A 26,999-nucleotide genomic window follows, 5' to 3' on the forward strand; every position below is an offset into this window, starting at 1 on the left:
ATGCGCAAATCAGCACAGAATCATCCAGACGGCTTCACTCTGGCAGAACTGCTGGTTTGCCTGGCAGTACTCGCGGTACTGGGAGCGGTGGCCTATCACCTCGCCGGCGTCCTGATGGCCCGCCAGCAGGTAACGATCGCCGCCGACCGGCTCGCCGCATCGCTAGCGCTGGCGCGCGGCACGGCCCTGGCCCGGCGCGTCGAAGTCGCCTTACAGCCGCTCGACGGCCGCCTTGTGCTAGATCATGGCTGGCAACTGGTGGCCACAAACGGACGCCGGCGCCTGGAACAGGACGCCACCGTCCTGTCGGTCGTCCAGCTCGACGCACCGTGCCTGTCAGTCGTCCTGCGACAGACCGCGCGCGCCAGCAACGTCCTGCGATTCGCAGCTGTGGGATACTCTCGGTCTGAGCAAGGCGGATTTCAGGCCGCCACTTTCACGCTCAGCTGCCGCGGCGAGCAGCGCCAGGTTCGCTTGGGAGCGCAAGGACGGATCCGCCTTTGCACGCCCGGGCATGACAAGGACTGCGAGGCATCGGGCGAACCCGCCCCGCCCTGACAGCCGTACGCACACCAAACGCCCAGCGGGCAAGAGTCACCGGCCAAATGTTTTCCGATTCCGACCACGCCGCCATGCAGCAAGCGCTCGCGCTTGCCGCGCGCGGCATGTTCACCACCACTCCCAATCCACGCGTCGGCTGCGTGCTGAGCAAGAACGGCCAGATCATCGGACAAGGCTTCACCCAGCCGGCCGGGCAGGACCATGCCGAGATCCAGGCGCTGAAGGACGCGCAGGCACGCGGGATCGACCCGGCCGGCGCGACCGCCTACGTGACGCTGGAGCCGTGCAGCCATTTCGGCCGCACGCCCCCTTGCGCCGACGCACTGGTGCGCGCTGGCATCGCCCGCGTGGTCGCGGCCATGGAAGACCCCAATCCGTCCGTTTCGGGCCGCGGCCTGCAGCGGCTGCGCGACGTTGGCATCGACGTGCGCTGCGGGCTGCTGGAAAAGGAAGCGCGCGACCTGAATATCGGCTTCGTGTCGCGCATGACGCGCGGCTTGCCGTGGGTGCGGATCAAGGTAGCGGCATCGATGGACGGCGGCACGGCCCTGCACGACGGCACCAGCCAGTGGATCACCGGGCAGGCCGCACGGGATGACGGCCATGCCTGGCGCGCGCGCGCGTGCGCCATCCTGACCGGCATCGGCACGGTGCGCGACGACAATCCGCAAATGACCGTGCGCGCCATCCCGACGCCGCGCCAGCCGCAGCGCGTGCTGGTGGACTCGCGCCTGGAAGTGCCGCTTGACGCACGCATTCTGACGCCTGACAGCGGCGACTTTGCCAAGCCAGTGCTGGTGTTCTGCGCGGTGGACAACCGCGAACGACGTCACGCGCTGGAGGCCCGCGGTGCCGAGGTGGTCGTGCTGCCGAACCCGCACGGCAAGGTCGAACTGCGCCAGATGATCGAGGAACTGGGCCGGCGCAACATCAACGAACTGCATGTCGAGGCCGGCTTCAAGCTCAACGGCTCGCTGATCCGCGAGCGGTGCGCCGACGAACTGCTGATCTACCTGGCCCCCAAGCTGCTCGGCGACGCGCAGGGCATGTTCAACCTGCCGCCGCTGCCCCGGCTGCAGGACGCGGCAACGTTCCGCTGGCATGATGTGCGCCAGATCGGCGAGGACCTGCGCCTGATCGCGCGCCGCAACGACGCCTGACCCCGGCCTGATATTTACCGACGCGACGGCGTGGATGTCACGCCGGTTACCGAACCACCGAACTTTCGAGAACGCATCATGTTTACTGGCATTGTGGCGGCCGTGGGCCGCATCGAGACCGTCACCGCGCTCGGCGCAGGCGACGCCGGCGTGCGCCTGCACGTGGCCGCCGGCGGGCTGGACCTTACCGACGTGGTCATCGGCGACAGCATCGCCATCCAGGGCGCGTGCATGACGGTGATCGCCATGACCGCCGACAGCTTCGACGTGGAAGTCTCCCGTGAATCGCTGGACAAGACCGTCGGGCTGGAACGCGCCGGCCGCGTCAACCTGGAAAAGGCCCTGCGGCTGGCCGACCGGCTCGGCGGGCATCTGGTCTCTGGCCACGTCGACGGTCTCGGCGAGGTCGTGCACTTTGCCCCGGTCGGCGAATCGCACGAACTGCGTGTGCGCGCCCCGCGCGAACTGGGCCGCTACCTGGCGTACAAGGGCTCGGTTGTCGTCAACGGCGTGTCGCTGACCGTCAACCGTGTCAGCGACGAGGCCGACGGCTGCGAGTTCTCGATCAACCTGATTCCGCACACGGTGGAAGTCACCACCTTGCAGGAACTCAAGCCGGGCAGCCGCGTGAACCTGGAGATCGACTTGATTGCCAGGTACGTGGAACGGATGCTATCGGCGTCTACCGACGTCGATAAGCCGTTGATTTAATTGAATTATATGCAAAACGCTTGTCTACCGACAGCTACCAAAAGGCACCGGTAGCTCACACCTCGCGACGGTAAACTTGACGGTATACTTCGCCGAAGCCGCGAAGTATACCGTCGGGACCCGCCAAATCCGGGCGTCAAACCATCCTGTCATCACCCGCACTCCCGCGCCAGTACCGGGACTTGGGGTCAAATCGACAAGTGCAGCTTTCCAGATTTTTTAGTTATCGTGCTTGCTCGCACGGTCATCCTCCATTGATCACACGCTTCACGGCGCTCTGCCCTGTGAACAGCCTTCCTCGCCGATTTACGGGGTGACTAAAAGTCGCAGAGCGACCTTTCTCCGCCGTGGCAAGTCCGCAACCCAATCACTGTCCGCGGCTCGCAAGCGGCAGACTTGAGGAAGGCACGCGGCATTCCCCCTGTTTGCGTCGCTGCCGAGGCGTCGTTGTTAGTAGACGCACGCCTCAGTCTAACCACGCTGCGGTTTGAGCGCGTCGAACAGGCCTGCAATGTGATGCCGTCCGACTCCAGTAGACTACTGAGTTACATTTTTGGGGGAGGCATTATGTTCAATCTGCTTGTTACGGCAAACGACGAGGCTTGGGACGGCCGGCCGCAGGCGTTCCCATTGAGCCGCAGCGTATGGGTGGCCATACTCGTCAGAGTTGCGGAACAGTTCCAGGCGGCCAGGCACAGGCGTCTGGCTACCGTCTTCGTTCTCGCGATTGAAGCCTGAGATGAAGTCGTAGACCAGTTTGGACGTGGACGTGTTGTTGCAGACGACGATGAAGCAAGGAGGCACCTTGATGCCGGCCGCTTGCCACAAGTCGAAGGTCTTTTGGTAATGACCGTACAAGGCCTCCAGAGCCGTTTGCAGTTCGACCGGCAGGCTCAAGGGGTCCAACGACTTTGCCGCCCCTCGGCCCTTTTTAGGCATGCGTGTGCGGATGTGCTCCCACAGGTTGCGGAATTTCGGCATCTCGCCGCCAGGGATGTTGTCGGCTACGGGCACGCGGGGCAACTTGACGATGCCGCATTCGATGGCGTCCATCAGCGAAAAGTCGCTCATCGTCCAAGGAAACAGAGTGCCCTCGACATAGCCAGAGCCCGCCAGGAAGAACGGCGTGGCGGACAGGTCGATCACCTTGGCAATCCCCAGCTTGCGGTTGACCGCCTCCAGGCCAGTGATCCACATGCGGGCTGCCTCGTTGTTCTCCTCGGCTTCCTTCTTTTCGTCGCCCTTCAGAGCATCAGTCTCGGCGTCAGGCTTCTCGCGGTAGCAGTGGTGCGCCTCGTCGTTGATGACCAGGATGTTGGTCATGCCCATCAGGTCGGGCATGACGCGCTGGAGCATCTGACCTTCAGTCTCCAAGGTATTCAGCTCATCGCCGCCGCGGCCCTGCAGCAGCAGGCGGCCGCCCTTGGATAGCTCAATACGCTCTCGAAGTTTGAAAGCGTGATAGTTCGTGATGACGATCTTTGCGCGGTTGATATCCTCCAGCATGTCGCTGGGGACCAGCTCGCGACTGGCGTAGTAGCTGTCCGGGTCGTTGGGCTGCAGGACGCGAAGGCGATCCTTGATGGTCAAGCCGGGAGCGACCAGGAGGAAGCCTCGGGTGAACTTCTTGCTGCCCGGCCGACGCACCGCGTTAACGGTTTGCCAGGCGATGATCATCGCCATCACCGTCGTCTTGCCGGCACCTGTGGCCAACTTGAGCGCCAAACGCATCAGTTCCGGGTTGGCGTCGTTGTTGGCGTTGGCCAGGTGATCGAGGAAGGTCTGGCCGATCTTGCCTACCTGCGGCGCAACCTCGGTAAGCCAAATGACCGTCTCCGCCGCTTCAACCTGGCAGAAAAAGGGGCGAATGCTGCTGAAGGCGTGATGTCGCCAGTGCTGCAGCAATCGGGCCGTCTCCGGTGTGACCCGCCAATCCGCGGGATTCTTCAGGGCGCGCCACTTATCGACCTCCTGGCGCACCGAGTTGATGATGGCCGTGTGGTCGTAGGCCTGTGCCTGAGTCGAGAGATCGTCGAACAGCAGACTATCCTGCTTCGCCCCTTTTTGCTTCTTGGCCTTGGGGATGGGCGTGATGAACTCGGCCCTGCGGCGAGCTTCGACGATCTGCTGAGTTGGCTGTCCGGTCGCGTCAAGCTCCCAGTGACGTCCGGGATACTCGTACGGAGAATTGAGAATCGGCTTCTCAAAAAACTGATTTGTCATTCAAGGCCCGTTATTATTTTCACCCACTGCGACGAAATGTTCAGTTGGAAGTTGGGCTTCAGTGGAAGAAAGCGTCGGATGAGTGTGCTGAATTGGCCCATATTCTATAGCAACCGGGATCTCCAATTGTGCCGCATTAGGTTCCTCGAAACAGCTTGCTGGGGGCGCACTTCATTTCCCCCGGCGAAGTTTCATGTGCTTTATACATCACCAAATCATTATGAGGAAGAGGCCGCATTGCGGAGCCCGCAATCGCTACTGCATCAATCAAAGCAAGGTCGGAATTCTCCGCTTCGCCACCGGCCGGATATAGCGGGCCAGCATGGCGTCCGACCGATGGCCGGTTTGCTCTTTAATCTGGTATGGCTGTAAGCCGGCTTCGGCGGCAGTCGTAACGTAGCCTGCCCTCAGACTGTGACCAGAGACTCTAGCCGGATCACCGCCGGTCCTTTGGACCGCGGCTTTGATGATCAATGCCACCGACTGCGCGGACAAGGCGGCGGTTCCGACCTTATCGTACCGGCTCACGCTGCGGAATACCCAGCCCGAAGCAATCCCGGCCAGTTCCAGCCACCCCCGCAATGCCTTGACCGGACACCGAGCGCCTTTTGCGTAGGGGATGAACGCGGTGCGCCCTGCGCCGGCCTGGTCTGTTTTTGAGCGCCGAATCAAAATTTCCAGGCCATTGGCATGCTCAGTGATGTCTTCTCGGCGGATGGCTACCAGTTCGGAGCGCCGGAACGCTCCTGCGAAGCCTATCAGCAGAAGTGCCCGGTCGCGCGCTGCCTGCATCGGCTTGCGCTGATCGACCATCACCAGCAATTCAAGCAGGTCATCCTTGACGACGGCCTTGGCTTGGCGCTGCCGCGTTCCCAGGGTTCGCCGGATACCCGCCATGGTTTGTTTCACCAAGGCATCCCGCGCCGGGGAGTCCAGCCCCCGGTCGACATGCGCTCGATGGACAGCGATAAGCCGCCGCTCTATGGTGGCAACGGCCAAAGTTGCAGCCAACTCGGCGAGGTAGCCCGCCAGTTGCTGCGGCGTTGCCGGAATCCTGCCTCCCTTGCTTCTGAAATGACGCACATCTGCCGCATAGCCTCGCTGGGTTGCCGCAGAGCGCGCCGCCGCCACATAGCCGTCGACCGACAGGCCCTGGGGACGTGTAGCACTGCTTGGCAGGCCCGGCTTGGGCCGTGCATGGGCGAGCGTCGCCCCACCGAGTTTGGTGTCGTTTTTCATGGCTTTTTGAGTAGTGCGAAGTGAGCCTTTTCGCTAATCAGCGAAAGGCGAAAACGCGGCGTGATTGCCGCGCTAGGACCAGCTGTGGAATGGCCTGGTCGTTAGGAAGGTGAGCAACTGGAGCTACTTGAGCTATCGGAGGGGCGATAGTCGTAGGTGTGTGACCGGCAGTGGATTGCCAAGTCCTGAGCAAACACACAGAACTTCCCGACGTCGACCAGCAGCCAGCCGATAGCCTCCAGCGGATGGCCATTGGCGACCTCAATCTGCGGTGCGGCGTGGACAATCAGCTGCCCGATGGCTGCAACCGCTCGATGCATGGTCCACAACGTCAGTTCGGCGTCATCTGCAAGGCGTACCAAAATCTGCGGATCAGCCGCCTCGTAGTCGAACGCCCCAGCCGGGTTGATTGGCAACGATGGCAAGGCCAGGACTAGCTCGAGGAGCGACCCCGCCCGAGATGGACCGGGGTTTTCTGATGAGGGACACGTCATGCCTTAATATTCTTCGGGCAACAGTAGCGTCGTCACGCTTCGGTCCGCCTCGGTGATGATCCATACCCGCACGCCAGCGATGTCGTATGCCGACAGGACCCGCGCACCGTTCTGAACAGCCAGGTCATTGGCTTTCGCATCCTCATCGGGCACCAGGCCCCAATCGCCGCGTACGTGCATTGCGAGATACAAAGCGGGGCCGATCAAATGCTGAGTCAGGTGAGCCACAACACCCCGCGTGGCGACAACCTGTCCGAGCGCGAACAGCGAGTTGGACCGCCTGGCGCCGCCGGATTCGGCCTGATCAGTGTTGGATGGAGAGTTGGTGGGAAACATGTGGAAGTTCTCCTGAAGGGATAGCCGCATACCCGATTGCAGAACCCAGAAAGCACAAAAGCCAAGGCAGGAAGCCTTGGCTTTTGTGGGGTAAAGGTCGAACTACGTCGACGGTATCGGGTGCGGCATGGCGCGGCATGCGCCACTTCAGCAGGCTACGCCACAGCCTTTGTCGGAACAAGCACCGTATAACTTTGGCAGTCGTGTGCAGTAGAGACTGCCAAGCTTTCTCCGATAGAGCGATTCCTCCGCGGCGCGAAAGATCAAACGTAGATCGGGATGCTTGCCTATTCGGGAACTCGGCGATCGCGATGACGATGGTCGCTGTGGTCGTGCAAAAGCCGCTGTCTGCGTTCGGCAAAGGCTGCTTCTGCACCGCTGCCCATCGTAACCCTCTGTGTGCCATCGTCGTCTGCCCGGTCGTCAACGGCTCGTGGTTCGGGTAAATCACGTCGAGCCCCAGCGGCGCCACCATGGCCGAGGTCACGCCGCCAATGGCACCATATCCAGCACCCGACGCGTCCCACGTTGGCGACGACCCGCAACCCTAGACGCACCAAGGCTTGGCGGACGGTCGGCGCCCCGATGCGGGTGCGGGTGGTGGTTTTTTTTCCCAGACGCGGTTTTTGCCTGGAGCCGACAGCTCAAGCCCACCCTGAAGTGGATGCCGTGGAGTCCGAGTTGGAGGCCAACGGCTACGCCGCCGTGCCGAGCTGGCGCAACGATGGCCGGTGGGAGGCGTGGGTGCGCGAGGGGAACATCACCAGCGGTCCCAGCAAGATCTTCCCGTCCCGCGAGGCTGCCATCGAAGCCGGACGCGTCTACCGCGAAGCCGAGTTGCGGCAGCCATAGAAACCACGAACCCGACCAAGGCCGGGTTCACACTGCAAAGTCCGCCCACCCTGGCCCTTATCTACGGAGTACTCAACTTCTTGAGTCCTTCAGATATTTCGCCGAGGCGGCGTAATTGGACCCATGGGTCTGCAACAAGCTCCCGCGGATCAACATCAAGCAGATGAGCATATCCATCCGCTATTTTTCCGAGAGTACCCTCCACGAGTAGCGAGAGATCCTGTTCACTCGCACGGCCATCCAGGATATTCTGGAGCGCAGAATAGAAGGTTGCATTGTATGCAGAGAGGCTAGCGAGCCCCTTTCGATCCCAATTCGATGCCAGCCATTCCAAGTGCTTCCTCAACTCAGGACTTAACGTCATAGTTATCCTCAATTCAAGATTGGGCCGATCGTCACTGGCGGATTGGGACCGTATTTTGCCCCACCAGGAACAAAGACCTGCCACCCCCCTCCGGTTTGGTAACCACTCCAATTCTGAGGGGCAATAACGCCCTCAAGTACAGGAATTTGCCGGTTAATCGTCGCCGCATTGAGTGTCGTTGCAGGATTGCTCGGCGGTAATGCCAGCGTGTTCGTCACTTGCCCCGGCGTTTGGCCGGCGGTTCCCGGAGTAAGAAACTGGCCAGACGCTGGGCTAGCCGCCCCTCCGGAGTATGCCCCAAAAGTTTCACCGGGCAGAGCGTTTCGGACGTAAATGGGTCCTTGAAACGAGCTCACAAAGCTCTCAATCTGGCTTTCCGGCAGTCCCATCTGGCGGAGATATTGTCCTGCCTGATCAGGCGTCACTTGGAATCGCGGTGTTGGCGCAGCAGGGGCAAGCGACGGATTCGCAGGAATGCCTTCAATTGTTGAACCATTGGGCAAGGCAAATGAGACCAATTTGCCTGATGCCACCCCACCGCCCACTTGGCCAACAAGTGTTTGAATACCGCGCGCCAGGTTTGTGTTGCCGCTGAACAAGGACCCTTCATACGCACCCAGCGCAGTACCAACCTGCGAGAGCGTCTGCGCCAACGACTGCCGCTGCTCCGCCGTCAGCGTGCCACCGTTTCTCTGAATCTCCAGGCTCGCACTCAGCAGCGCCGCCCCCACACTGTTAGCGCCACCACTGTCCCCTGCGGCCTGGAACTGTTTGTATTGCGCCGAAGCGTTGTCCACCGCCTGCTGGAGCTTCTGCCGGGCCGCCGACTTCTCGTCTGGCGTGCCCGCCATCGCCAGCGCATCCTTGGCGTCTGTCAGATCTGTAAATATTTTCGTCTGCGCCTGGTCGACCCGATCCCATTTGTTGGTGATCGCAAGCTTGTCGCCGTCCGTCTTCGCAGACGCAAGTTCCTGGGCTTTCTCCTTCGTTTGCTTGCCCGACAGTGAGTTATTCAGCGCCTCGTTCTGCGCCGCGCCGGCCGCTGCGGTGGCATTCTCGCCAAGCGCCGATGCAAGGCCACCACCAGCCAGCATCGCAATGGCCACGGTCGCGGCGTTGTACCCGAGGTTGTTGTAGCTCGTCGTCTGGGTGCCATTGCCGTTATCGACTACGGTCTGCGTGCCGCCGTACAGCCCATCGCGCACCAGCGGCGCCACGATAGCCGAGGTCGCCCCGCCAATGGCACCATATCCAGCACCCGACGCGTCCCACGTTGGCGATGCCCCGCAACCCTAGACGCAGCTTGGCTTTGCGGCGGCTCACTGCCCCGACGCGGTTACCCTTCCCAAGTTTTTTGCCCAGACGCGGCTTTCAGGCGCCAGATGTGACCGATAGGCTCCCATGTACCTCGATACGGAGCTTGAGGGGCGATCAACCGCCATGTTTCGCCCGATGCCTTGCACCTGTACCAGTGCTCGTCAACTCCATAGATCAGGTCATCACTAGGTTTGGCGACCGGCACGGCCTCAGCGACTCCAGCGTCCACTTGGGCCGACAACCACAAGCAGAAGCGTTTGTATTCCCCGGGTGACACGAATCCGTGAATGGCTTCCCAGTTGCATGTACTCATGGTGACATGATCCAAGATTGGCCCCAGAAACGACGAACCCGGCCGAAGCCGGGTCGCATCGGGTATAGCTGTCCGATCAGAAGCCGGCGCAAGCCTCTCTTGTCACATTATTGTGACTCGCTATCTAATCGGGTCCACTCCAACCACAAAGACGCCAGCATCCGTGTCAAGACGGCAGCCATCGATCAAGATAACCCCAGGATCTTCTAACCTAAGCTTCAAATTTCCCTTAAACCGGTACGGAAACTCACTTCGACAATGCGGGCATTTGACGTTACTCCATACGGCGTATTTTGACGAAGCACTGGGAAGCCCCTTCAACAGTGCCTCAACGGCAGCAAGAACCACAGAGTCAGGTGCACCCTGCTTAAGCAAGGCATCAACATTTGTGAACCACGCAGCGCGGACCAGTACGTCGTTATTGTCGTTGGCGTAGAAGTGTAGGCGTGGCTCTGCCATACCAGACAACCATGAATAGGATACCTCGCAGTGACATGAAGGACACTGCGTAACTCGCCCGGGGAAACGTCGCGTCTGAGTCATGTTGTCACTTTACCTTCACCGTGATCTGCCGAATACCCTGTCCACCAGCGCTGGGGATCGAGTCGATTACCAGTTCCGCCCCTCCTCCTGGCAGTCCTTGGCCGCCGCCCAGGAAATAGTTATTCCCCGATAGAGGTGAGCGAGGCGCTCTGGAGCTTACGCCGCTAACAATTGATAGCACATTGGATGACCCCAGCGACCCCGGATTCAGCCCAAGTGAATTTTCAAGAGCTGTGGCCTGAGCCTGTGAAATCGTGATCTCCGTAGCAGTCGGACTTATCGACCCAGTTATCGATTCTATACTCGATACCGGCGTCACAAACGTGCCATTGGCACCGATAGAACGATAGGTATTTGCAGACGACATCGGCGTGATATTCGCGCCAGTGTCAAATACACCCGCATTGTTTGTAGCAATAGCGGCCTCGGTAGTACTCTTGGCAACCACTCCGCCGACCAAGGCCGTTCCCGTGGTTAGCCACCAGCCCGGATCTTGCAGCGCTCCTAGCCAGCTATTCCCCATCTGGTTAAAACCCTGCACAACCTGGCCCGAGTTCCCCGCGAATATCCCAGTAACAACGTTGGTTGCGCCCGCGACACCCTGCGCTTGGTATCCTGGCTGCCGATCCAACGTGCCGCTGTTCATCCCACGCATGAACGTTTGCAGGTCACCCCCATCCATTACATAGTCGGTCTGCCCTGTCTGCGGGTTGTAGGCGCCATATGCGTTCGGAGTTCCGTTCGCATCCGTATAGGCGACGATCTGATAAGGCCCGCTTTGCACCCCGATCGGCTTGCTCGTCTCAGTCGAGACCTTCTGATACAGGGAGCACCCACTGCCGCCGCCGTTCGCGCACTGCTGACGAAGCTGGCCATAGTGCGAGATGGTGTTGTTCAGCGCTTCGTTCTGGGCTGCCAGCGCCGCGGCATTGGCGTTCTGTCCCAGCGCTGATGCGAGCCCGCCGCCAGCCAGCATGGCGATCGCTGTCGCCGCTGCCGTTTGACCTGTCGTCGGCGGTGTCTGGCCTGGATCAATCAAGCCGAGTACCAATGGCGCCACGATGGTAGACGCCGCCCCGCCAATGGCACCTGCCGCGCAGTCCCCGCTCAGCAGACCTTGTGCCGCACAGCCCAATGCCGCGTGCGACGCGATGTAAGCGAGTTCGCCAGGCAAGCCTTTCCCAAAGAAGCCTGCCTCGTTCGCATTGCCGATCGCAAAGGCGCCAATGGCTGCCATGTCATTGACCAGGGTATTCTTCAGCGCGTCACCAAAACTCCCCCCTTCGATCAACGACCCAACCCCCGCCGAGATCGTCGCATCGGCGGCCAAAGCCAGCACCTGTACCGGGAGATTGCTCGCAGCAGTGGAGCTTGCCTGGACAACGCTATTTCCAATCGACTGCACACCACCGAGGGCTGCCAAGGAACTAGTCGGCCCGCCTACGGCCAGTTGTCCCGTTGAGAACCCTAATCCGGTGTCAGCGTTGTACGTGATACCGTTGGTGAGCCCGGCGGTGATCGCCGCAACCGCGCCAGCCTCAAACGCGGATCCCCAATTCACACTGCCAGTGGAGATCACCTGGCTCGTCGCACTGCCTGCCACCCCAGCAATCCCCGCGGACAATGCGATGTTGCCGAGGCCCGCCGTGGTTGCCGTAGTTGTCGCCGTGGCAGCCGTTCCGGTGGCGAATGTGCCACCTTCCGCGCCGAGCGTCGCACCAATAGCCTCGCTGGCGGCGCCATAGGTCAGAATGGTCACCACGACTGCGGCGACTAAGGCGACCAGCTGAAGCGCCCCGAAACTCCCTCCCTCCTTCACGAAGTCCGTGTGCAGGTTGTCCGCTTCGGTGACCTGCGTGAAGTTCCCGCCCAGTCGTGCCTGCAGGTTCGCCAGCAACTGTTGCGTACCAGCTTGATCAACCGTGCCATTCGCATTGAGCTGCTGCAGAATGCCGCCGATATTGGCGATGCTCTGGACGTTCAGGTCCAGGTCCGCCGCACTCATGAACCCACCTGGCTGTACCTGCGTACCCGTAACCTTCAGGTATCCGCCTGACACCTTGTTCCAGATCTCACCCACATCCACCACGTTGGCCTGGTTGGTGAGCGAGTCGGTGTGCACCGTCAGCGTCCCGCCAGCCGTGATGCTGCCCGTGTTCACGATGCTGCCGCCACTGCCCTTTCCGAAGTCCAGCGTGATATCGGTGCCGCTGATGTTCCCGCCCGCCGACATCGCCGACGTATTGACCGGCAGGTACACCTGCGGCATCAGCGCCGTGAGGGTCGGGCACGTGGCAACGCCTGTTGCCGTGCAGTTCGGGTCGGGCACCGTCTGTTCCACGTACCACAGCATCGGCCGGTCGAGCGCGTTGACCTGCGTCTGTGTCAGCGCCGTGCCCAGCTGCAGGCCGTTGGCCTGCGCGTAGGCCAGCGCGTTCTGGTACAGAATCGCCTTCTCCTGCTGCGTGGTCGACAGGTTCTGCTTGCTGTCGTACGACAGCCCGTCAATGAAGCTCGCCTTGCCCGTCTGGGCCAGCGCTGCCTGCTGGAGTAGCAGGTTTTCTTCCTCAGGGTTGAAGTAGAACAACGTCGAGCCCGGCTGCAGGGTGGCCGGCAAGTTGTCCAGCAGCGTCTGCGGGCCGAAGCCTGCGGACAGCGCTGGCGTCAGTTGGCCATCCACGTAGGACGCCTTGCCCGCCACCGGCGTTGGCAGTTGGCCGCTCCCCACCGCGCGCGGCACGCCCAGGTTCAGCCCCGGCATCGTCTGCGGGGTCAGAGAAATGACCTGCGAGGGTGCGTTGACCCGCGGCGTGTAGGTGTTGGCCGTGGTAATGCCGTTGATCAGCTTTTGGCCCGTAAGCGACACCTCCGTGCCGATCACATTGCCCACGTTCTGGATCTGGCCGCCCGCGGTGATGCTCAGGTTCGGCGCCTGGATGGTCGCGGCGATGTTGCCCACCGGCGTAGGCGGGTTGATGACGCCGCCCGTGGCCGTGTAGGCACTGCCGTACAAGGCCGCGCACTGCTCGGGCGTGCCGCACGCCCAGATGTCGTGGCGCTTGTCGCTGCTGAACATGCCGGTTTCCTGAACCCAGTGCGAATGCCAGTAGGCGTTCAGCGTCTGGGCGCTGTTGACCACCGGGCCTGCCACGTTGATGACGGCGTTGGCGCCCGCCGAGATCAGGCTGCCGACGTTGGTCAGCGACCCCGCATTGATCTGCAGCGTATTGCCAGCGGAGATCACCGACGAGCTGCCGGACTGTTGGTCGACGTAACCCTCGCAGTAGCTCTCTTTGTAGCCGCCTGCGGTCATGCAGCCGGCGTATTGCTGTTGCGTGCCGTAATTTTCATGCACGGTCACCGGCGGTGGCAGCGTGTTCGTGATGGCACCGGCCACGTTGAGCTGGATGTTGTTGCCCGCGACGATATTGCCCGAGGTATTGGTCAGGCTGTCCGCAGGTGTAGTCGAAGTCGCCGTCGAACCCACGCCACCGATCACGATGTTGTGGCCAGCGATCAGGTTTCCGTACGTGTTGCTGGTCTGCCCGGCGGCAATGACCAGGTCATGACCAGCGTAAATAGACGCGTTCTGCTGGTTGTAGCCGAAGGTGGTGGTGGTCGGGTTGTTGCCGCGCGGCTGCCCCGCCGTGCCGCAAGCGGTGTCCGGCACGCCGGAGGCACAGCCCACTTGCGACGAATAGCTCTGCTGGTTGCCGCCTTGATTGGTCAGGCTCGCAGCATTGATTACCACGTTGTTACCCGCGTAGAGAATTCCCTCGTTGACGAGATTGCCACCGCTAACTGTGAGATTGCCGCCGGCTGCGATCAGGCCCAAGGGAGCTGACCATGCCACTGAGCCGCTAGTCGATGGAGCAATGGAATTGATGTCGATCCCATAATTGGCGGGCAGAGATGGATCACCTGTCGAACCACCTGGGTCAATGATGGGGCCGAGAGCATTGATGGCGTTCAGGAGGGCTGTCAAGCTCGCCTGATCTACGCGGGTAAGTGCCTGATTGGTAGTTGTCGATACGGCCGCACCATTGCTGAGCGACTGCACGTTCAGAGCGACACCGTTCAGTGCGGAAATCTGTCCGCCGCGATTAGACAATGAATCGGCCAGGATTGAGACCGAGTTGCCAGCGGAAATCACACCGGATGTACCGGCCTGCTGCGTTGTAACGGTCTGATAGACACCGGGTAGAGCAAACGATTGGGAGCCAGATCCTGCCGTAGACGGATCCATTGCAGCCCAGGACCAGCCGTAATAGAGCCCGCCACTATCGTTCTGGTAGTATCCTTGGGCCACCCATGTAGCCCCAAGTGTCAGCGTATCGCCGGAGGTGGCTGGCGCGGTCGTTGATGAAAGCAAGTCGCCGAGCGTTGCCACGCGGATCTCCGTATTTCGCACACTGCTGCCGCTGTCACCTCCTGTACTCACCCACGTGGTTACCGTCCGCGTGCCAATCGGCGTCGACATGAGCAGCGCCGGATCGCTGACCCACGTGGTGGTGGTTTGCTGCCCGGTCGGCACCGTCTGATCATTGACCACGCTGCCGGCTTGAATGCTCACGTTGTTGCCGGCTGCAATCGTGCCGCCGGTGTTCTGCAACACGCCCCCGAGATTGAAGGTCACATTGCCTGCCGCCTGCGTCGTCGCTAGCTGGTTGTCATACGAGCCGCCATTGATGGTGAGCGAGCCCATCGACTCGACCGTACCTCGGTTCGTTCCGGACCCATTGAGCGTCAGATTGCCACTGGTGTGCAAGGTGGCGCCGCCAGCGTTGTAGAGCGTGCCATTGACAGTCAGGTCACCCGCGCTGATCTGGCCGTAGTTGGCAAAGGTGCCGTTCGTGGAGAACGTCATCGGAGCCGAGCCATCGATCGTGCCGGCGCTCGTGAAGCCATAGATGCCGTTGACAGTCGCCCCTTGGCCCCCCACGTTCCAAGTGCCCGAGACATAGATCGAACCCGCGTTGATATTGAGCCGGCCACCCTGGTTGATCGTCCCTTGGGAGGGATCGAACGCCATATTGACGGCCGAAATACCCAAGTCGCGCTGTGCGAGGATGTTGCCGTTGACGTTGTAGAAGGCGCCGTTGCCGCCGGTCAGCGTGAGCGAAAGGTCCCCGGTAACCGATCCGCCCTGGGCATTGGGATCACCCGCAAAGATGAGCCCGCCCTGATTGTTGAGCGTGCCGGCAGTGATGTTCAGCGCGTTCAGCCCCATCAGCGACCCGCTGTTGGCAAGCGCTCCGCTGACAGACACGTTGGTGGCGCGGCCATTGACGATGCCCGCGTTGGTGAAACTGCCGGCAGTGATCGTGGTCGTGCCGGTCGAGGCCAGGGACGCCCCAAACCTATTGGTCAGGTTTCCGGCCGACACAGTGAGATCACTGCCGGCCAGTACGTTACTGGCGTTATTGAGGCCATTCCCCGCCGTAAGCGTGGCATTGCCGACCACAAGGACCTGCTGACCTGCCAGCGACAGCTGGTTGCCGGCGTGCACGTCGAGCGCGCCGCCGACAACAGCATTCCCTACCGTGACATTGCTGCCACTGAGCGTCGTATTGCCGGTGGAAATGATCTGCGACTGGCCCGCATCGAGACCGGACTGCGCCGCGACAGTGATGTCCCTGGAGCCGGCGAGCGTGCCGCCCAGCGTGACATTCTTGCCTGCAAGGTTGATCTGACCCGCCACGGTACTGCTGCCGGTCAAGGTCAGGGTCTGGCCCGCCTGCAACCGCGTATCGCCATTGGCGGACACACCTGCCACGGTCACATTGCCCTGCGTGCCGGCCACGTTGACCGCGCCCATGGCGGACACACCGCCTGCGGCAGTGACATTCTGCGCCGCGCGCAAATCAAGATCACCGCCGGTGGCTACCGGACCACTGAAGCTGATGCTGCCGCTGCCGGATGTCGCCGTGAGCTTGCCGACCACGGTAGCCGCCCCGAACGTGGCATCCCCGCCGGCCGTGGCAGTGAACTGCCCCCCACCCTGGATGTCGCCGAGAGTCACACCGCTGCCAGCCTGGATGCTGATGTCCCTGGCAAAGCTCAGCGCGCCGCCACCCGTGATCGCACTCCCCGCATGCAAGGTGCCCATACCGAGCCCAAACAGGCTGCCCGTGAGCGTCATGCCGCCTTGCGCGCCCAGCGTGGTGTCACCATTGACCAGGCCGCCGGAAAGGATCAGGTTGCCTGCCGCGCTGGCCGTCAGGTTGCCACCCGTGGTCAACGCACCGGCCACGGCGAGATTGCCGCTGGTCGCGGTCAACGAAATGTCGCCATTGGCGGCCAGTTGGTCGCCGACAAACAGGTTCCGGCCGGAAACGATCGTTGCAACGTCGTAGCCCAGCACTGTTCCGTTGAGCGATGCGTCTCGTGTGGCGGTCACCTGCAAGGCGCCACCGGACACTGTTGCGCCCGCGATGCTGACATCACCGCCGCCGGCAGCACCGCTGGCAACAAGGGTCGCCGCACCGCCAGCCTGGACCTCGCCAAAGGCAAGGCTGTTTCCCGCCGAGGCCGACAGCGTGCCGTTGGTCGCGACGATGCCGGTAACGTTGATATTTCCTGTTGCGAACAGGGTCGCCTGGTCGCCAAATGCCACACCGCCAGCGTTGAGGTTGCCGCCGGCATTCAGGACACCCGTGTGCTGTGCGGCGATGCCCGCGATTGTCATGTCACTGCCGGCACTGACGCTGGCCGCCCCCCCCGCAAGCAGCAGCCCGGTAGCGGACAATGCCGTGGCGGCCGTCGCCGTGAGATTGCCCTGGGTAGTCGCGTTGGCCAGATCGATCCGACCCGTGCCGGCAGTCACCGTCAGATCCCCGACAGTATTGAGATCACCAGCGACACCAATGTTGCGGCCGGCCGCGAGCGTACTCACGCCACCGCTGTTGATGGCACCGGCAACGGTCACATCACGCGTGCCTTGCAGGGACAAGTCGCCCGCCGAGGCGGCAGCGCCAGACAATGCGACATCCCCACCGCCAGCGTTTCCGTTCGCTGTCGCAACGAGCGGGCCGCTTACCGCCTGCACCGAACCCAGTCCGGCGCGATTGCCCGCCGTCACGGTCACGGTGGATCCCTGCAACCCACCACTGAGCGCGGTGTCGCGCCCCGCGACAACCGTGGCAGCCTGCCCGAAGGCTGCATTGCCCGCGCCATAGATGTCGCGACCCGCCTCGAGCGTGCCGTCCAACTGGACGGCAACGGTACCCGTGAGCGCGATGTCCTGTCCAGCCTGCGCCGCGATGGTGCCGGCCGCGGCCACCTGGCCGCCCAGGTTCACGTCCATACCGGCCGAAACCGACAGTGCCTGGTTCGTCGCCACGCTGCCGGAGACTGACACACTGCCGGTCTGGGCGAGCAGGCCAAGATCGCCAATGGCCTGGACCGAGCCCGTCACCGTCACATCGCGCCCGCCAATGAGCTGCACTTGCGTACCGCCGGTCAGTGCGCCACCGACGGCCACGTCCCGGCTGCCCTGGACCAGGACCGCGCCTGGTACGCCCACCGTCCCGGTCAGCGCCGCGTCGCCACCGCCTGCATTGCCATTTGCGGTAAGCGTCAGTGCCTTGGCGGAGATGACATTGTTGAGTGCCGCATTGTTGCCGCCCGAGGCCTCTACGTTGTCGGCCTGCAGGGACCCGCTAAGTGCCAGGTCGCGCCCGGCCAGTAGCGTCGCGGCCCCGGTGATGCCCTGCGTTCCCGCGCCAGTGATGTCTCGCCCGGCAATCACGGTTCCGTCTGTTCCACCGGCCAGCGTGCCGTTCAATACCGCATCCCGGCCAGCGCTGAGCACCAGCGTACCCACCGCGCTCGTGCTGGCGCCAAGCGACAGGTCCAGACCCGTGGAGACATTGAGCTGCCCACCGCCATGGATGCCTCCAGTGGCACTGAGGCTGCCCTGGCGGGCCAGCAACGACAGGTCGCCCACCGACTCCACGACCCCACCGACGGCGATATCGCGCCCGGCGTCGACCGAAAGAATGGCACCCGCGGCAAGCTTGCCGTTGACCGCAACATCCCGTACTGCGGCGACTTGAATGGCGCCGGCGGCCGCTGCACTGCCATTGACCTGCACATCGCCACCACCACTGTTGCCAAGTGCCTGCACGCTCAGTGTCGATGCGGATTCAAGATTGTTCACGGCGACGCTGTTGCCGCCGACAAGCTGAACGGCCTGTCCCTGGATCAACCCGGCCTGGGCGATGTCGCGCCCGGCGGCCAGGATGGCCGGTTGCGTGAATGTGATCGTGCCCGTACCAGCGAGGTCGCGCCCGGCCAGCAACTGGCCGCTACCCTGGCCATTGAGGACGCCATTGATGACGATGTCGCGGCCACTGGCAAGCGCCACGTCACCACTGCTGGTGATAGTGCCATCGAGCCGGATGTCGGTCCCGGCCTGAAGGCCAAGTGTGCCCTGGCTCGCGATGGTTCCCGTGTTCAGGACCGAGCCCACGGCCGCAGTCAGTGCGGTGTTTCCGGCAGACTGGATACCGCCACTGATGTTGAGGTTGCCCGCGGCAGATGCCGCGACATCCGCGCCGCCAACAATGGCGCCAGTCAGGTTCAGGTCCTGCCCTGCCGAAAGGTTCATCGCTGAACCGGCCTGCACGTCGTGCAGGGTGGCGAAGCCCGCTGCCGTCACTTGCACTGAACCGCCGCGCAACAAGCCGGCCAGGTTAGTGTCGCCCGCCGATTGCAGCGAGGCAGCCAGGCCAAACGCCGTGTTGCCGGCTCCGCTGATGGTGCCGCCCGCGACCAGCGTGCCATTGCCCTGGCCAGCCAGCGTTCCGCCCAGCACGATGTCGCCACCGGCAGCGAAGGCAGTATCGCCCAGCGCCGAGGTCGCATTCGGCCCCAGGACGATCGCCTGTGCGGCGTCGATGGCCAGATTGCCACCGGCCTGCAGGGTGCCAGCGTTGCTGACCGATCCGGTGCGCGCGACAACGGAGACATCCTCGTTGGATTGCAGCGTGCCGGCGATGGCCGTATCTCGCCCGGCATCGAGGTTCAATGCCCGAGCGGTTTGCAGGCTGCCATTGACCACGATGTCCCGGGCCGCTGCGAGGGAGCCAGCACCGGCGCCCTGCACGGTGCCGTTGATATGGATATCCCCACCACCAGCCGTCCCTGTAGCGCGCAGGGCAAGATCGCCGTTCGCCTGGACGTTGTTCACAGACACGGAGCCAGCAGCCACCCCGTTGATGGCATTGGCCACGAGGCTCCCGCCTACCGACAGGTCTCGTCCAGCGTTGATCGCTACGTTCCCGGCTATCGCGGCAGCACCACCAACATTCACATCGTTGCCTGCGACGAGCTGCGCGTTTCCCCGGCCCGAAGCGGCACCTGAGATCGAGATGTCACGACCCGCCGACAGAGCGATGTCGCCCACGGCGTCGGTGGCGCCATCCAGCGAGATGTCGTTGCCCGCACTGGCGGTGAGCTTGTCGCCGACCGTCAGGTTGCCGGAAGACGTGATATTTCCCGTGGTCGCCGTGAGGCTCAGGCCGCTGACGGCCTGGATCGAACCACTGGCGCCCACGCCTATGTTTCGGCCCGCAGCCATGTCCACGCCCGCGCCGCCAGCCAGCGCACCACTGACCAGCACGTCGCGGCCGGCCGTCACGGCAGCGGCCCCGACGGCGGCTGCATTGCCGTTGAAGGCCACGTCGCCACCCCGTGCGATGACAGCCAGCGCACCGCCTGCCTGGACGTCCTGAAGGCTCACGCTATTGCCCGCCTGCACCGACAAGTCATTCGACAGCAGCTTGCCGGTGAGCGCGACGTCATTGCCAGCCTGCAGGTTCGCGCTCTGACCAAAGGCGAGGGAGCCTGGTCCAGTGAGATTCGTGCCAGCCCGCAAAGTCCCATTCTGTTGGGCGATGAGCACGCCGGCGATATCCATGCCATTTGCGGCCTGCAGATTCGCGTCGGTGGTGGCGAGCAGCGAGCCGGCAATGGACAGATTCCCGCCCGCCGTGACGGAGGTAGCGCCGCCGCTGGCCAGCGAGCCCGCAATCTGGGTGTCGCCCCCGACGTTCAGGGCGATATTGCCGTTGGCGGTGCTTTGGCCTGTGATGGCAAGATTCTGCCCCGCCGTCGCCAGCAGATTGCCGCCGCTCTTGAGCGTGCCGCCAGCAACAACATTGCCGCCCGCCGAAAGCGCCGTGTCGGCGGCGGACTGCACGGTCGAGGTCCCTTGAACGCTGATGTCCCGGTTGGCTTGCGCATTGACTGTGGCGGCGCTGAACTGACCGGCAAGACGAATATCGCGGGCAGCAGTGAGCGTTGCCGCACCGGCGGCTGTGGTCGTGTCCGTCACGGCGATATCGCCGGTACCGTCACCGCCAGCGGCCGAAAGCGCCAGGGCGCCCCCGCTTTGCAGCGCACCCGCCTGCAGGTTGGCGCCGGCCGATAACGCCGTGTCACCCGTAGCTTGCGTGCTTGCCACATTGAGATTGCGGCCTGCGCTAGCGCTCAACTGGCCGCCGGACTGGATCGTGCCCGACGAGCTGATATCGCCAGTCGCGATGATGGTGTAGCCGCCGACACCAATATGCGTACCGCTGAGCGCGATGTTCCCCGCTGCGAGCAACGTGGATTGCTGCTGCGCTGCGGTGCCAGCCAGCGAGACATCGCCATTGGCCGAGATCAGAAGATCCCCGGCGTTGGCGGCCAGCTGCCCATCCATGCGCACGCCCATGCCGGCAGCCGTGCCGATCACCTGGATCTGACCAGCGGTGACGGCGCCGAATGCCGTGGCGTCGATGGCGTATCCGCTGTTGGCCCCGCCATTGGCGGCGGATATGGCGGCGGCCGTGTTCACGGTACCGTTGGCCGCAGTCGCATAGGTTGTGCCCGTCGCAGAAGTCGATGCCGGTGTGACAAACTGGCGGCCAGCGACGACGTTGATCCGGGAGCCAGCATAGAGCGGTGCATTGACACCGATGGTTTCGCCAATCAGGTCAATGGTGCCGACCGTGCCCTCGATACCCGAGCCGGGGCCATTGACACCGGCGTTGCCCTCAATCTGGATATGGCCACCGGTGACGTTGAAGCCCAGCGCCTTCGCATTGGAGAAGTCCGTCACCGTCCCGGCGGGACCGGTCAGGAACTGTGGTTGGCCCGTGGTCAGGGTAACACCGAGCGTGTTGGTGAAACCCGTCCCTTGCGTGGTGATGCCGTTCGGGTTCGCGATGATGACCGTCGCGGGTGCACCGAACACTTCGAGCGGCCCCTTGAGCGCGCTGGCATAGCCCACCCCGGTGGAAGTCACCTGGTTGACGATGGCGCTGGCTGCGCGGTTGCCAAGGTTGGCGTTTGCATCCAGCTGGCCACCCGTGAGGGAGGTGCCGCCCAGCAGGCTGTTGTTGAGAATCAGCCCGACCGGATCGATATTGAAACTCTGGTACTGATTGAGTGAGATGCCCGCGGCATTGGGCGCGGTAATGTTGACCACGGGAACACCGCCGCCGGCGCCCGTGGTCTGCGTGATGGTCGGCCGGAACGTGATCGGCGCCGCGGGATCGACAATCGGCGCTGCTTGCGCCGCCTGCATGGCGAAGCGGATGCGCAAGGCGATCTTCGCCTGAAGCGTTTCCCAGGCTTCGTCGGTCCACGAACGGTTGCCCGCGTTCAGCGTGCCGGCTGCGACACGACTCTGCTCGAAGGTCACGGAAAGCGGCGTCAGCCATGTCAGCACCGCGATCATGCCCGCCAGCGCCCGCTTCCATACCGGCAGGCGGTGGGCGGCAGGCAGTGCTGCCCCCGCGCCCGACAGCATGGCATCGGCGCGTGACACCTCACGCGCCACACCGGCGTGATCAAGTTGACGAAACACGGTCCGCATACGCTTGTTCATGGCTTCTTGTCTGCGCTTCTTCTGGTGACGGGCCGCAGGCAATGGCCTGCAGCCTCGCGCCGTCGTCCTCCCGGCCGAGGTGACGCTGCACGGCAGCACTGGCAGGCCGCCACCGTGGTCTTGCCTGGATTGCTTGAGGCTTACTGCTGGATGCGCGCGCTCTTCATCAGGTCAACGACGACTTGCTGGGTCGCCTTCTGGACCTCGATTGACTCAAGCTGCTTGCGCAGCGCGTCCTTGATCTGCTCGTACTGGGGAATCTGGGTCGGGCGCTTTGCATCCACGCGCAGCAGCCAGAAGGCCTCGCCCACTTGCACGGGCGCAGCGGAAACGGCTCCCTCTGGGAGCTGGACCATGGCCGCCGCCAACGGCAAGGGCCAGTTCTGGGTTCGGCCTTCCTGCAGCGGCAGCTTGAACGAGACCCAGTTGAGCACGCCGCCTTGCGCGGCCGTGGGTCCCTGGCTGCTCTGCCGGGCCAGTTGCGCAAACTCCCCGCCCTTCTTGATCTGTTCAAGGAGCTTCTGCGCCGTGTCCGCATCTTTCACGATGATGGCACTGGGCTTGTACTCGAACTCGCCAAGCGTCGCCACGATGGCGTCGAATTTCGCGCGCACATCGGCCTCTGATACCGGCGCAGGCTTGATCGCATCGCGCAGATAGTCCTGGGTCATGGCCAGGGCCTTGGCCTGCTCCATGGCCAGCCGGACATTGGGGCGGGTATCGTAGTGTCCCTTCTCAGCGGCCTGGCGGAACAGCTCCCGGGCGATGAGCTGGTTCTTCACCGCGTCGCGAATCTGTGGCGTGACGGGTGTATTGACCGATCTCAGCGCCGCATCAAGCTGCTCCTGGGTAATCGGTGCCCCGTTGACCCGTGCGACCACGCCGGCAGGCAGCGGGCCGGTGTCCGCCGCTTGAACGGCTGTCTTGTTCTTCGGCTCCGGCTGGGTCCTGGCAGCGGCGCAGGCGTTGTGCGCCCCAATGGCCAGGACGCAGGACAGGAACAGTGCCTCACTGCGCAAAAGCAGCCGGTGGATATTGAAGGTGGTCATGTCGGTATTCCCCATTTCTTAGATCGACCAATTGAGCGTGGCCAGCAGGACGGTGGCCTTCTTGCCAAGCGAACTCGGCTGGATCAGGGCCTGCCCCAGCAGGATCTCCCCCGAAATCGCTTGCTGGCGGTACCTGCCCTGTGCCCGCACGCCAATACCGGTGCCAGCCAGCGTCGGCCATCCGCCCAGTGCGTTCAGGTGCGCCTTGCCGCCGTCAAGGAAGACATAGGGCTCGATGCGTGCGCCGTCCCATGCCGGCGCGTTCTGCCAGGCCAGTTCATTGCGCAGGTAGAGGCCGCTGTCGCCCGCGATGCCGCCCTCCGTGAAGCCGCGCACCGAACTCATTCCGCCGAGATAGATCTGCTGGGTGCCAAACAGGGCGACCGGGCTGAACTGGCCGCGCAAGGTACCCCGGTAGGCCCAGGAGGTTTGCAGCAGCGTGCCGGCCGTCAACTGCACCGTGCCGGTCATGTCCACCTTGTTGAACTGGTTGTGGGCATCACCCCGGCCTATCGTGGGATCGTCATGCACCGCGTCCAGCCAGGGCACGCCGCGCGAGAAGCCAAAGTCATAGGTCGCCGTTGCCGGCTGCCCGTTGGCCGTGAAGCGGACAAAGCCATTGGCAGCCATCCGCAGCACGGAAAGGCTTTGCGGCGACAAGGCCAGGCCTGCAATGCTGCGCTCGGTGCGCGTCCTGGCGAAGGTCACATCGATACTCATCCTGCCCATGCGGGACCGGCTCAGGACGGAGTTCCAGCCCAGGATCTGACTGAAGGTGCGGCCTTCGAGCAAGGCCGCGTCGCCGATGACCTGCTGGTACTCCGATACCGAAGTGGTGTAGCTGAAGGTCTGGTAGCCGACCGGCACCGCGCCGGAAAGCACCAGGGCATTGCTGTCACGGGTCCCGACGAAGCTCAGACCGAGCGATTCCTGCAGGCCGATGACGTTGTCCGCTTCCGCTCCCAGCCGGTAGCGCAGCTTGCCCGTCTGGGTGCTGCCGTAGTTATCCATGCCGAGGTCGTAGAAGAAGCGGTCGCCATAGCGGTTGGCAACGGCAATCACCGACTCGCCAGGCGACTGGCCGGGCAGGATCTGCAGTTCCGCCTGGTTGCGGCGCAGTCGGTTGATCTGGTCGACGCCCTGCTCCAGATCCGCCAGCCGCAGCACGTCTCCCACACGGGTACCGAAGGCCCACGCTGTTCCAGCGTCCGTCAGCACGCCTCCCCCGTCCGTCTCGAATGGACGAGCGCCGTCCGGGATCGGGCGCAGTGGCTTGCCGTTCAGGGTGAGAGCACCCACCTTGCCTGCGACCACATTCACTTTCAGCACACCAGAGGCCAGGTTCTGCGGGCCGAGATAGGCCCGGGTCGTGATGTGGCCGTGCTCGATGAACGCTTCCGTCACTCTTCGCAGCAGCAGGTTGACCCGGTTGCGCCCAAGGCGCCGGCCGAGGAACGGCGCGACCACCGCCGCCAGTTCCTCTTGTGAAAGAACGGTGTCGCCGCTGAATTCGACATCGCGGATGACGAACATAGGTTCCACGTCCGGCAACGATTCGATGTCCTTGCCTTTCGCGACCTCCGGCACAGGCGGCGGCGTGGGCACAGCGATCTCCGCTGGTGCCTGGGCCGCCTGCTGCTGTTGCTCGCGGGTCCTCTGCTCCTGCAGCAGCCGCTGACCCGGATCCTGCTCCGGTCGCACGGCCGGAAGATTTACAGGTGGCAACGCCTGAGCCAAAGCTTCGAATGCGGTCAAGGCTGCAAGACTGGCCACGATGCCATAGCGTCCAATCACAGCCCGAACCACGACACGAGTCCCAGATGGTTTCGCTGCGTGACCGGCGTGCGGTAGGGACTGCGTATGGTGGTGACACCGCGGCTTGCGTTCACACCGCCCGGTGCCACGAACGAACCCCCTTCAATCTGGCCTTCACCGTCGATTTCGACCTGGCCACTGCCAGCGCGATACAGGCCACCCGTGTCGGTGCGATAGATGGTCGCCCAGTTGTTGCCAAACCACGCCTTCAAGTCGTGATCCCGCACAAAGGCCGTGTACCCCGTGACACCCCGTGCGATGACCTGTGGCGCCGACAGGTACAAGCCACCGATCGCAAGCACCGTACCGCCGACGTTCAGAATCTGCGAGCCGGCCGCGAGCCTGATATCCCCGCCCGCCTCGATCATTCCGCCGAATGACTGCACGGTGCTTTCGGCGTGGTAGCGGCAAAGGAAAACGCATGACCGGCCGTATGAGACCTGCCCAGTGAACACCGCCTCATTGGTAAACGTGCGGCTTGCCTGAATGCTGATCTCACCGCTGTTCGACAGAATCGAACCACCGTGATTGATGACGTTGTTTGCGTTGATCCGGATATTGCCGGCGTCTGCCGTAACGTACGACAGCCGCGCCGGATCGGCGAGCGAGCCGTAGTCGACCGTCATACCGCTTTCTCGCTTGGAGAACACCAGCCATCTCGGACTGCTCCGTGCATAGCTGACCGGTGCGCCACCCATCACGCCTTCGGTGTGATCGATGACATTGGCAAAGTCACCACCGGCAGTAATGGCAACGTTCTGGTTCGACAGGATCCGCGCGTTGCGATTTGTGATGCCGCCACCGGCACTGAGCGAAACGTCGCCCTCCTGGCCGAACAGGATGCTCAGCTGCCCGCCCGGTGTGGTCTGGTTGACGATATTGCCGCTGGCGGCCAGCGTCACCGCGCCCGCGGATTCTGTGTTCCCCTCGATGCTTTTCCTGCCCTGCACCAGAGTGTTCACGCTGGTGATGTCGCCCGCGCTCTTGAGCAGGATGCCGCTGTTGGCCGACGCCAGCGTACTGGTATCGGCCCTCGTATGCTGCAGCGTGATAGACGCCCCGTCCATCACAACCGCATCGCTCGCCAGCACCCGGCTTTCCGCGAGCAGAATGTCGCCGCTTGCGGACACGGTGAAGCCACCGCCGTTAGCCCTGGCATCGACATTGGAAAACGCGACTGCGTCCTTGGCGTTGAGGCTGATGCCATTTGCTGCGGTAATCGTGGTATTCACCAACTGCACGCTGCCGTTGGAAGTCAGCGCGAAGTCACCATAGGTCGCATTGAGCGGCCCGGCGCTACGTACGCCTGGCCCTTTGTCGGTCACGATCAATTCGATCCGTCCACTGACAAGGCTGCCTGCCGACGTAATGTCGATGGCATAACTCGTGGCCGTGCGCGGCTGGGCCGGGGATGTCAGTTGCAGCCAGTCGTGACCGTTGTCCGTCGGCGAAAGACCTGTGTTGATGACCGCATTGCTGTCACCCGCCGACAGGCGCGTGATGGCGGTCGGCGAAGTGTACGTATTGGTAACGGGCCCCTGGATGCTGATGTTCTTGGCCAGCAGGTCAAGGCCGATCAGGGCGCCGGTCAATCCCTGTGGCCCCACCACAATCGTGCCTGCGGACGTGGCCAGATTGACGTTACGCTGATAGGTACCGGGTGCGATCTGCACATCAGTAAAACTGACCTGGCCCGTTGACAATGCCAGGTGGCCGGTATTGACGAACGAGCCGCCATCCACGGTAATTCCGTTCGGATTGGCGATGACCACGTTCGCCCGCGGCCCAGTCACTGACAAGTCACCGGAAATCAGAGTGGGATTCGTGCTGGTGACCTGATTGACAATGGTGCGCGCATTGATGCCGACATTGTTGAGCGTGGCACCCGCAGTACCAACGTTGAATTGCGTGTAGGTGTTCTGCGAAACACCAGACACCGCTGGCGCGATATTCACGGTCTGACGGCCATTGGCTGCCGTGGCCACGCTTGTGGCAGTGGCGCCGTCGACAACGATCCCTGCACCAAGGCTGGATGTGCAAAGAAGCGTGAAGCCTAAAAAGGCAAAGCAAACGCCAGCAGTGCGTCTGTCCAGACGCCTGCGCCAGATACACTTGTTGTTGACCATGTCGGTCGCGCCCCGATC

12 protein-coding genes and 1 pseudogene are annotated in these 26,999 nt (G+C 63.0%); 4 read left to right on the forward strand and 9 right to left on the reverse strand.

The features are described from left to right. From CupriaWKF_RS12440 to CupriaWKF_RS12450, 3 genes are all read left to right on the forward strand, one after another. Nucleotides 1-558, forward strand: a complete 558-nt coding sequence (locus CupriaWKF_RS12440; RefSeq protein ID WP_276098171.1) for a GspH/FimT family pseudopilin — start codon at nucleotides 1-3, stop codon at nucleotides 556-558. A 47-nt stretch (nucleotides 559-605) separates the two neighbouring features. Continuing rightward, the gene (ribD, locus tag CupriaWKF_RS12445) at nucleotides 606-1,721 is read left to right on the forward strand and encodes a bifunctional diaminohydroxyphosphoribosylaminopyrimidine deaminase/5-amino-6-(5-phosphoribosylamino)uracil reductase RibD (RefSeq protein ID WP_276098172.1); all 1,116 of its coding nucleotides are present in this window, start codon (nucleotides 606-608) and stop codon (nucleotides 1,719-1,721) included. 78 nt (nucleotides 1,722-1,799) lie between these two features. Next, on the forward strand, nucleotides 1,800-2,432 hold the full coding sequence (locus CupriaWKF_RS12450; protein ID WP_276098173.1) for a riboflavin synthase: 633 nt from the start codon (nucleotides 1,800-1,802) through the stop codon (nucleotides 2,430-2,432). Nucleotides 2,433-3,071: 639 nt separating this feature from the next. Here CupriaWKF_RS12450 and CupriaWKF_RS12455 read toward each other — a convergent pair. The 4 genes and pseudogenes from CupriaWKF_RS12455 to CupriaWKF_RS12470 form a co-directional block, all read right to left on the reverse strand. Then, nucleotides 3,072-4,301 (reverse strand): annotated as a pseudogene (locus CupriaWKF_RS12455) (DEAD/DEAH box helicase family protein); the annotation flags it as partial. Nucleotides 4,302-4,922: 621 nt separating this feature from the next. After that, on the reverse strand, nucleotides 4,923-5,894 hold the full coding sequence (locus CupriaWKF_RS12460; protein WP_276098174.1) for a site-specific integrase: 972 nt from the start codon (nucleotides 5,892-5,894) through the stop codon (nucleotides 4,923-4,925). 101 nt (nucleotides 5,895-5,995) lie between these two features. Beyond that, entirely contained in the window at nucleotides 5,996-6,310 is a 315-nt protein-coding gene (locus tag CupriaWKF_RS12465; RefSeq protein WP_276098175.1) for a hypothetical protein, read from the reverse strand. A gap of 81 nt (nucleotides 6,311-6,391) precedes the next feature. Continuing rightward, nucleotides 6,392-6,724 (reverse strand): hypothetical protein, encoded by a 333-nt coding sequence (locus CupriaWKF_RS12470; RefSeq protein WP_276098176.1) that lies wholly within the window; start codon nucleotides 6,722-6,724, stop codon nucleotides 6,392-6,394. Between the two features lie 669 nt (nucleotides 6,725-7,393). On the opposite strand from CupriaWKF_RS12470, the gene CupriaWKF_RS12475 reads away from it, so the two are divergent. Beyond that, nucleotides 7,394-7,576, forward strand: coding sequence for a hypothetical protein (locus CupriaWKF_RS12475; protein ID WP_276098177.1), 183 nt, complete (start codon nucleotides 7,394-7,396; stop codon nucleotides 7,574-7,576). A gap of 372 nt (nucleotides 7,577-7,948) precedes the next feature. On the opposite strand, the gene CupriaWKF_RS12480 is transcribed toward CupriaWKF_RS12475, so the two are convergent. The 5 genes from CupriaWKF_RS12480 to CupriaWKF_RS12500 all read right to left on the reverse strand — a co-directional run bounded on the left by CupriaWKF_RS12480 (nucleotide 7,949) and on the right by CupriaWKF_RS12500 (nucleotide 26,981). Next, entirely contained in the window at nucleotides 7,949-9,157 is a 1,209-nt protein-coding gene (locus tag CupriaWKF_RS12480; RefSeq protein ID WP_276098178.1) for a hypothetical protein, read from the reverse strand. 960 nt (nucleotides 9,158-10,117) lie between these two features. After that, complete coding sequence (locus CupriaWKF_RS12485; protein WP_276098179.1) at nucleotides 10,118-21,991, reverse strand: filamentous hemagglutinin N-terminal domain-containing protein; 11,874 nt, start codon at nucleotides 21,989-21,991, stop codon at nucleotides 10,118-10,120. 140 nt (nucleotides 21,992-22,131) lie between these two features. Next, the gene (locus CupriaWKF_RS12490; protein ID WP_276098180.1) at nucleotides 22,132-23,040 is read right to left on the reverse strand and encodes a peptidyl-prolyl cis-trans isomerase; all 909 of its coding nucleotides are present in this window, start codon (nucleotides 23,038-23,040) and stop codon (nucleotides 22,132-22,134) included. Between the two features lie 18 nt (nucleotides 23,041-23,058). After that, nucleotides 23,059-24,777, reverse strand: coding sequence for a ShlB/FhaC/HecB family hemolysin secretion/activation protein (locus CupriaWKF_RS12495; RefSeq protein WP_276100788.1), 1,719 nt, complete (start codon nucleotides 24,775-24,777; stop codon nucleotides 23,059-23,061). Between the two features lie 53 nt (nucleotides 24,778-24,830). Next, complete coding sequence (locus CupriaWKF_RS12500) at nucleotides 24,831-26,981, reverse strand: filamentous hemagglutinin N-terminal domain-containing protein (protein WP_276098181.1); 2,151 nt, start codon at nucleotides 26,979-26,981, stop codon at nucleotides 24,831-24,833. Between the last annotated feature and the right edge of the window lie 18 nt (nucleotides 26,982-26,999).

The sequence above is a fragment of the Cupriavidus sp. WKF15 genome (assembly GCF_029278605.1).
Classification (GTDB): domain Bacteria; phylum Pseudomonadota; class Gammaproteobacteria; order Burkholderiales; family Burkholderiaceae; genus Cupriavidus.

Bases quoted from the DNA above. Each gene is read 5' to 3' on its own strand.
- CupriaWKF_RS12440 (WP_276098171.1), top strand. From the start codon at position 1: ATGCGCAAATCAGCACAGAATCATCCAGACGGCTTCACTCTGGCAGAA.
- ribD (WP_276098172.1), top strand. From the start codon at position 606: ATGTTTTCCGATTCCGACCACGCCGCCATGCAGCAAGCGCTCGCGCTT.
- CupriaWKF_RS12450 (WP_276098173.1), top strand. From the start codon at position 1,800: ATGTTTACTGGCATTGTGGCGGCCGTGGGCCGCATCGAGACCGTCACC.
- CupriaWKF_RS12460 (WP_276098174.1), bottom strand. From the start codon at position 5,894: ATGAAAAACGACACCAAACTCGGTGGGGCGACGCTCGCCCATGCACGG.
- CupriaWKF_RS12470 (WP_276098176.1), bottom strand. From the start codon at position 6,724: ATGTTTCCCACCAACTCTCCATCCAACACTGATCAGGCCGAATCCGGC.
- CupriaWKF_RS12485 (WP_276098179.1), bottom strand. From the start codon at position 21,991: ATGAACAAGCGTATGCGGACCGTGTTTCGTCAACTTGATCACGCCGGT.
- CupriaWKF_RS12490 (WP_276098180.1), bottom strand. From the start codon at position 23,040: ATGACCACCTTCAATATCCACCGGCTGCTTTTGCGCAGTGAGGCACTG.
- CupriaWKF_RS12500 (WP_276098181.1), bottom strand. From the start codon at position 26,981: ATGGTCAACAACAAGTGTATCTGGCGCAGGCGTCTGGACAGACGCACT.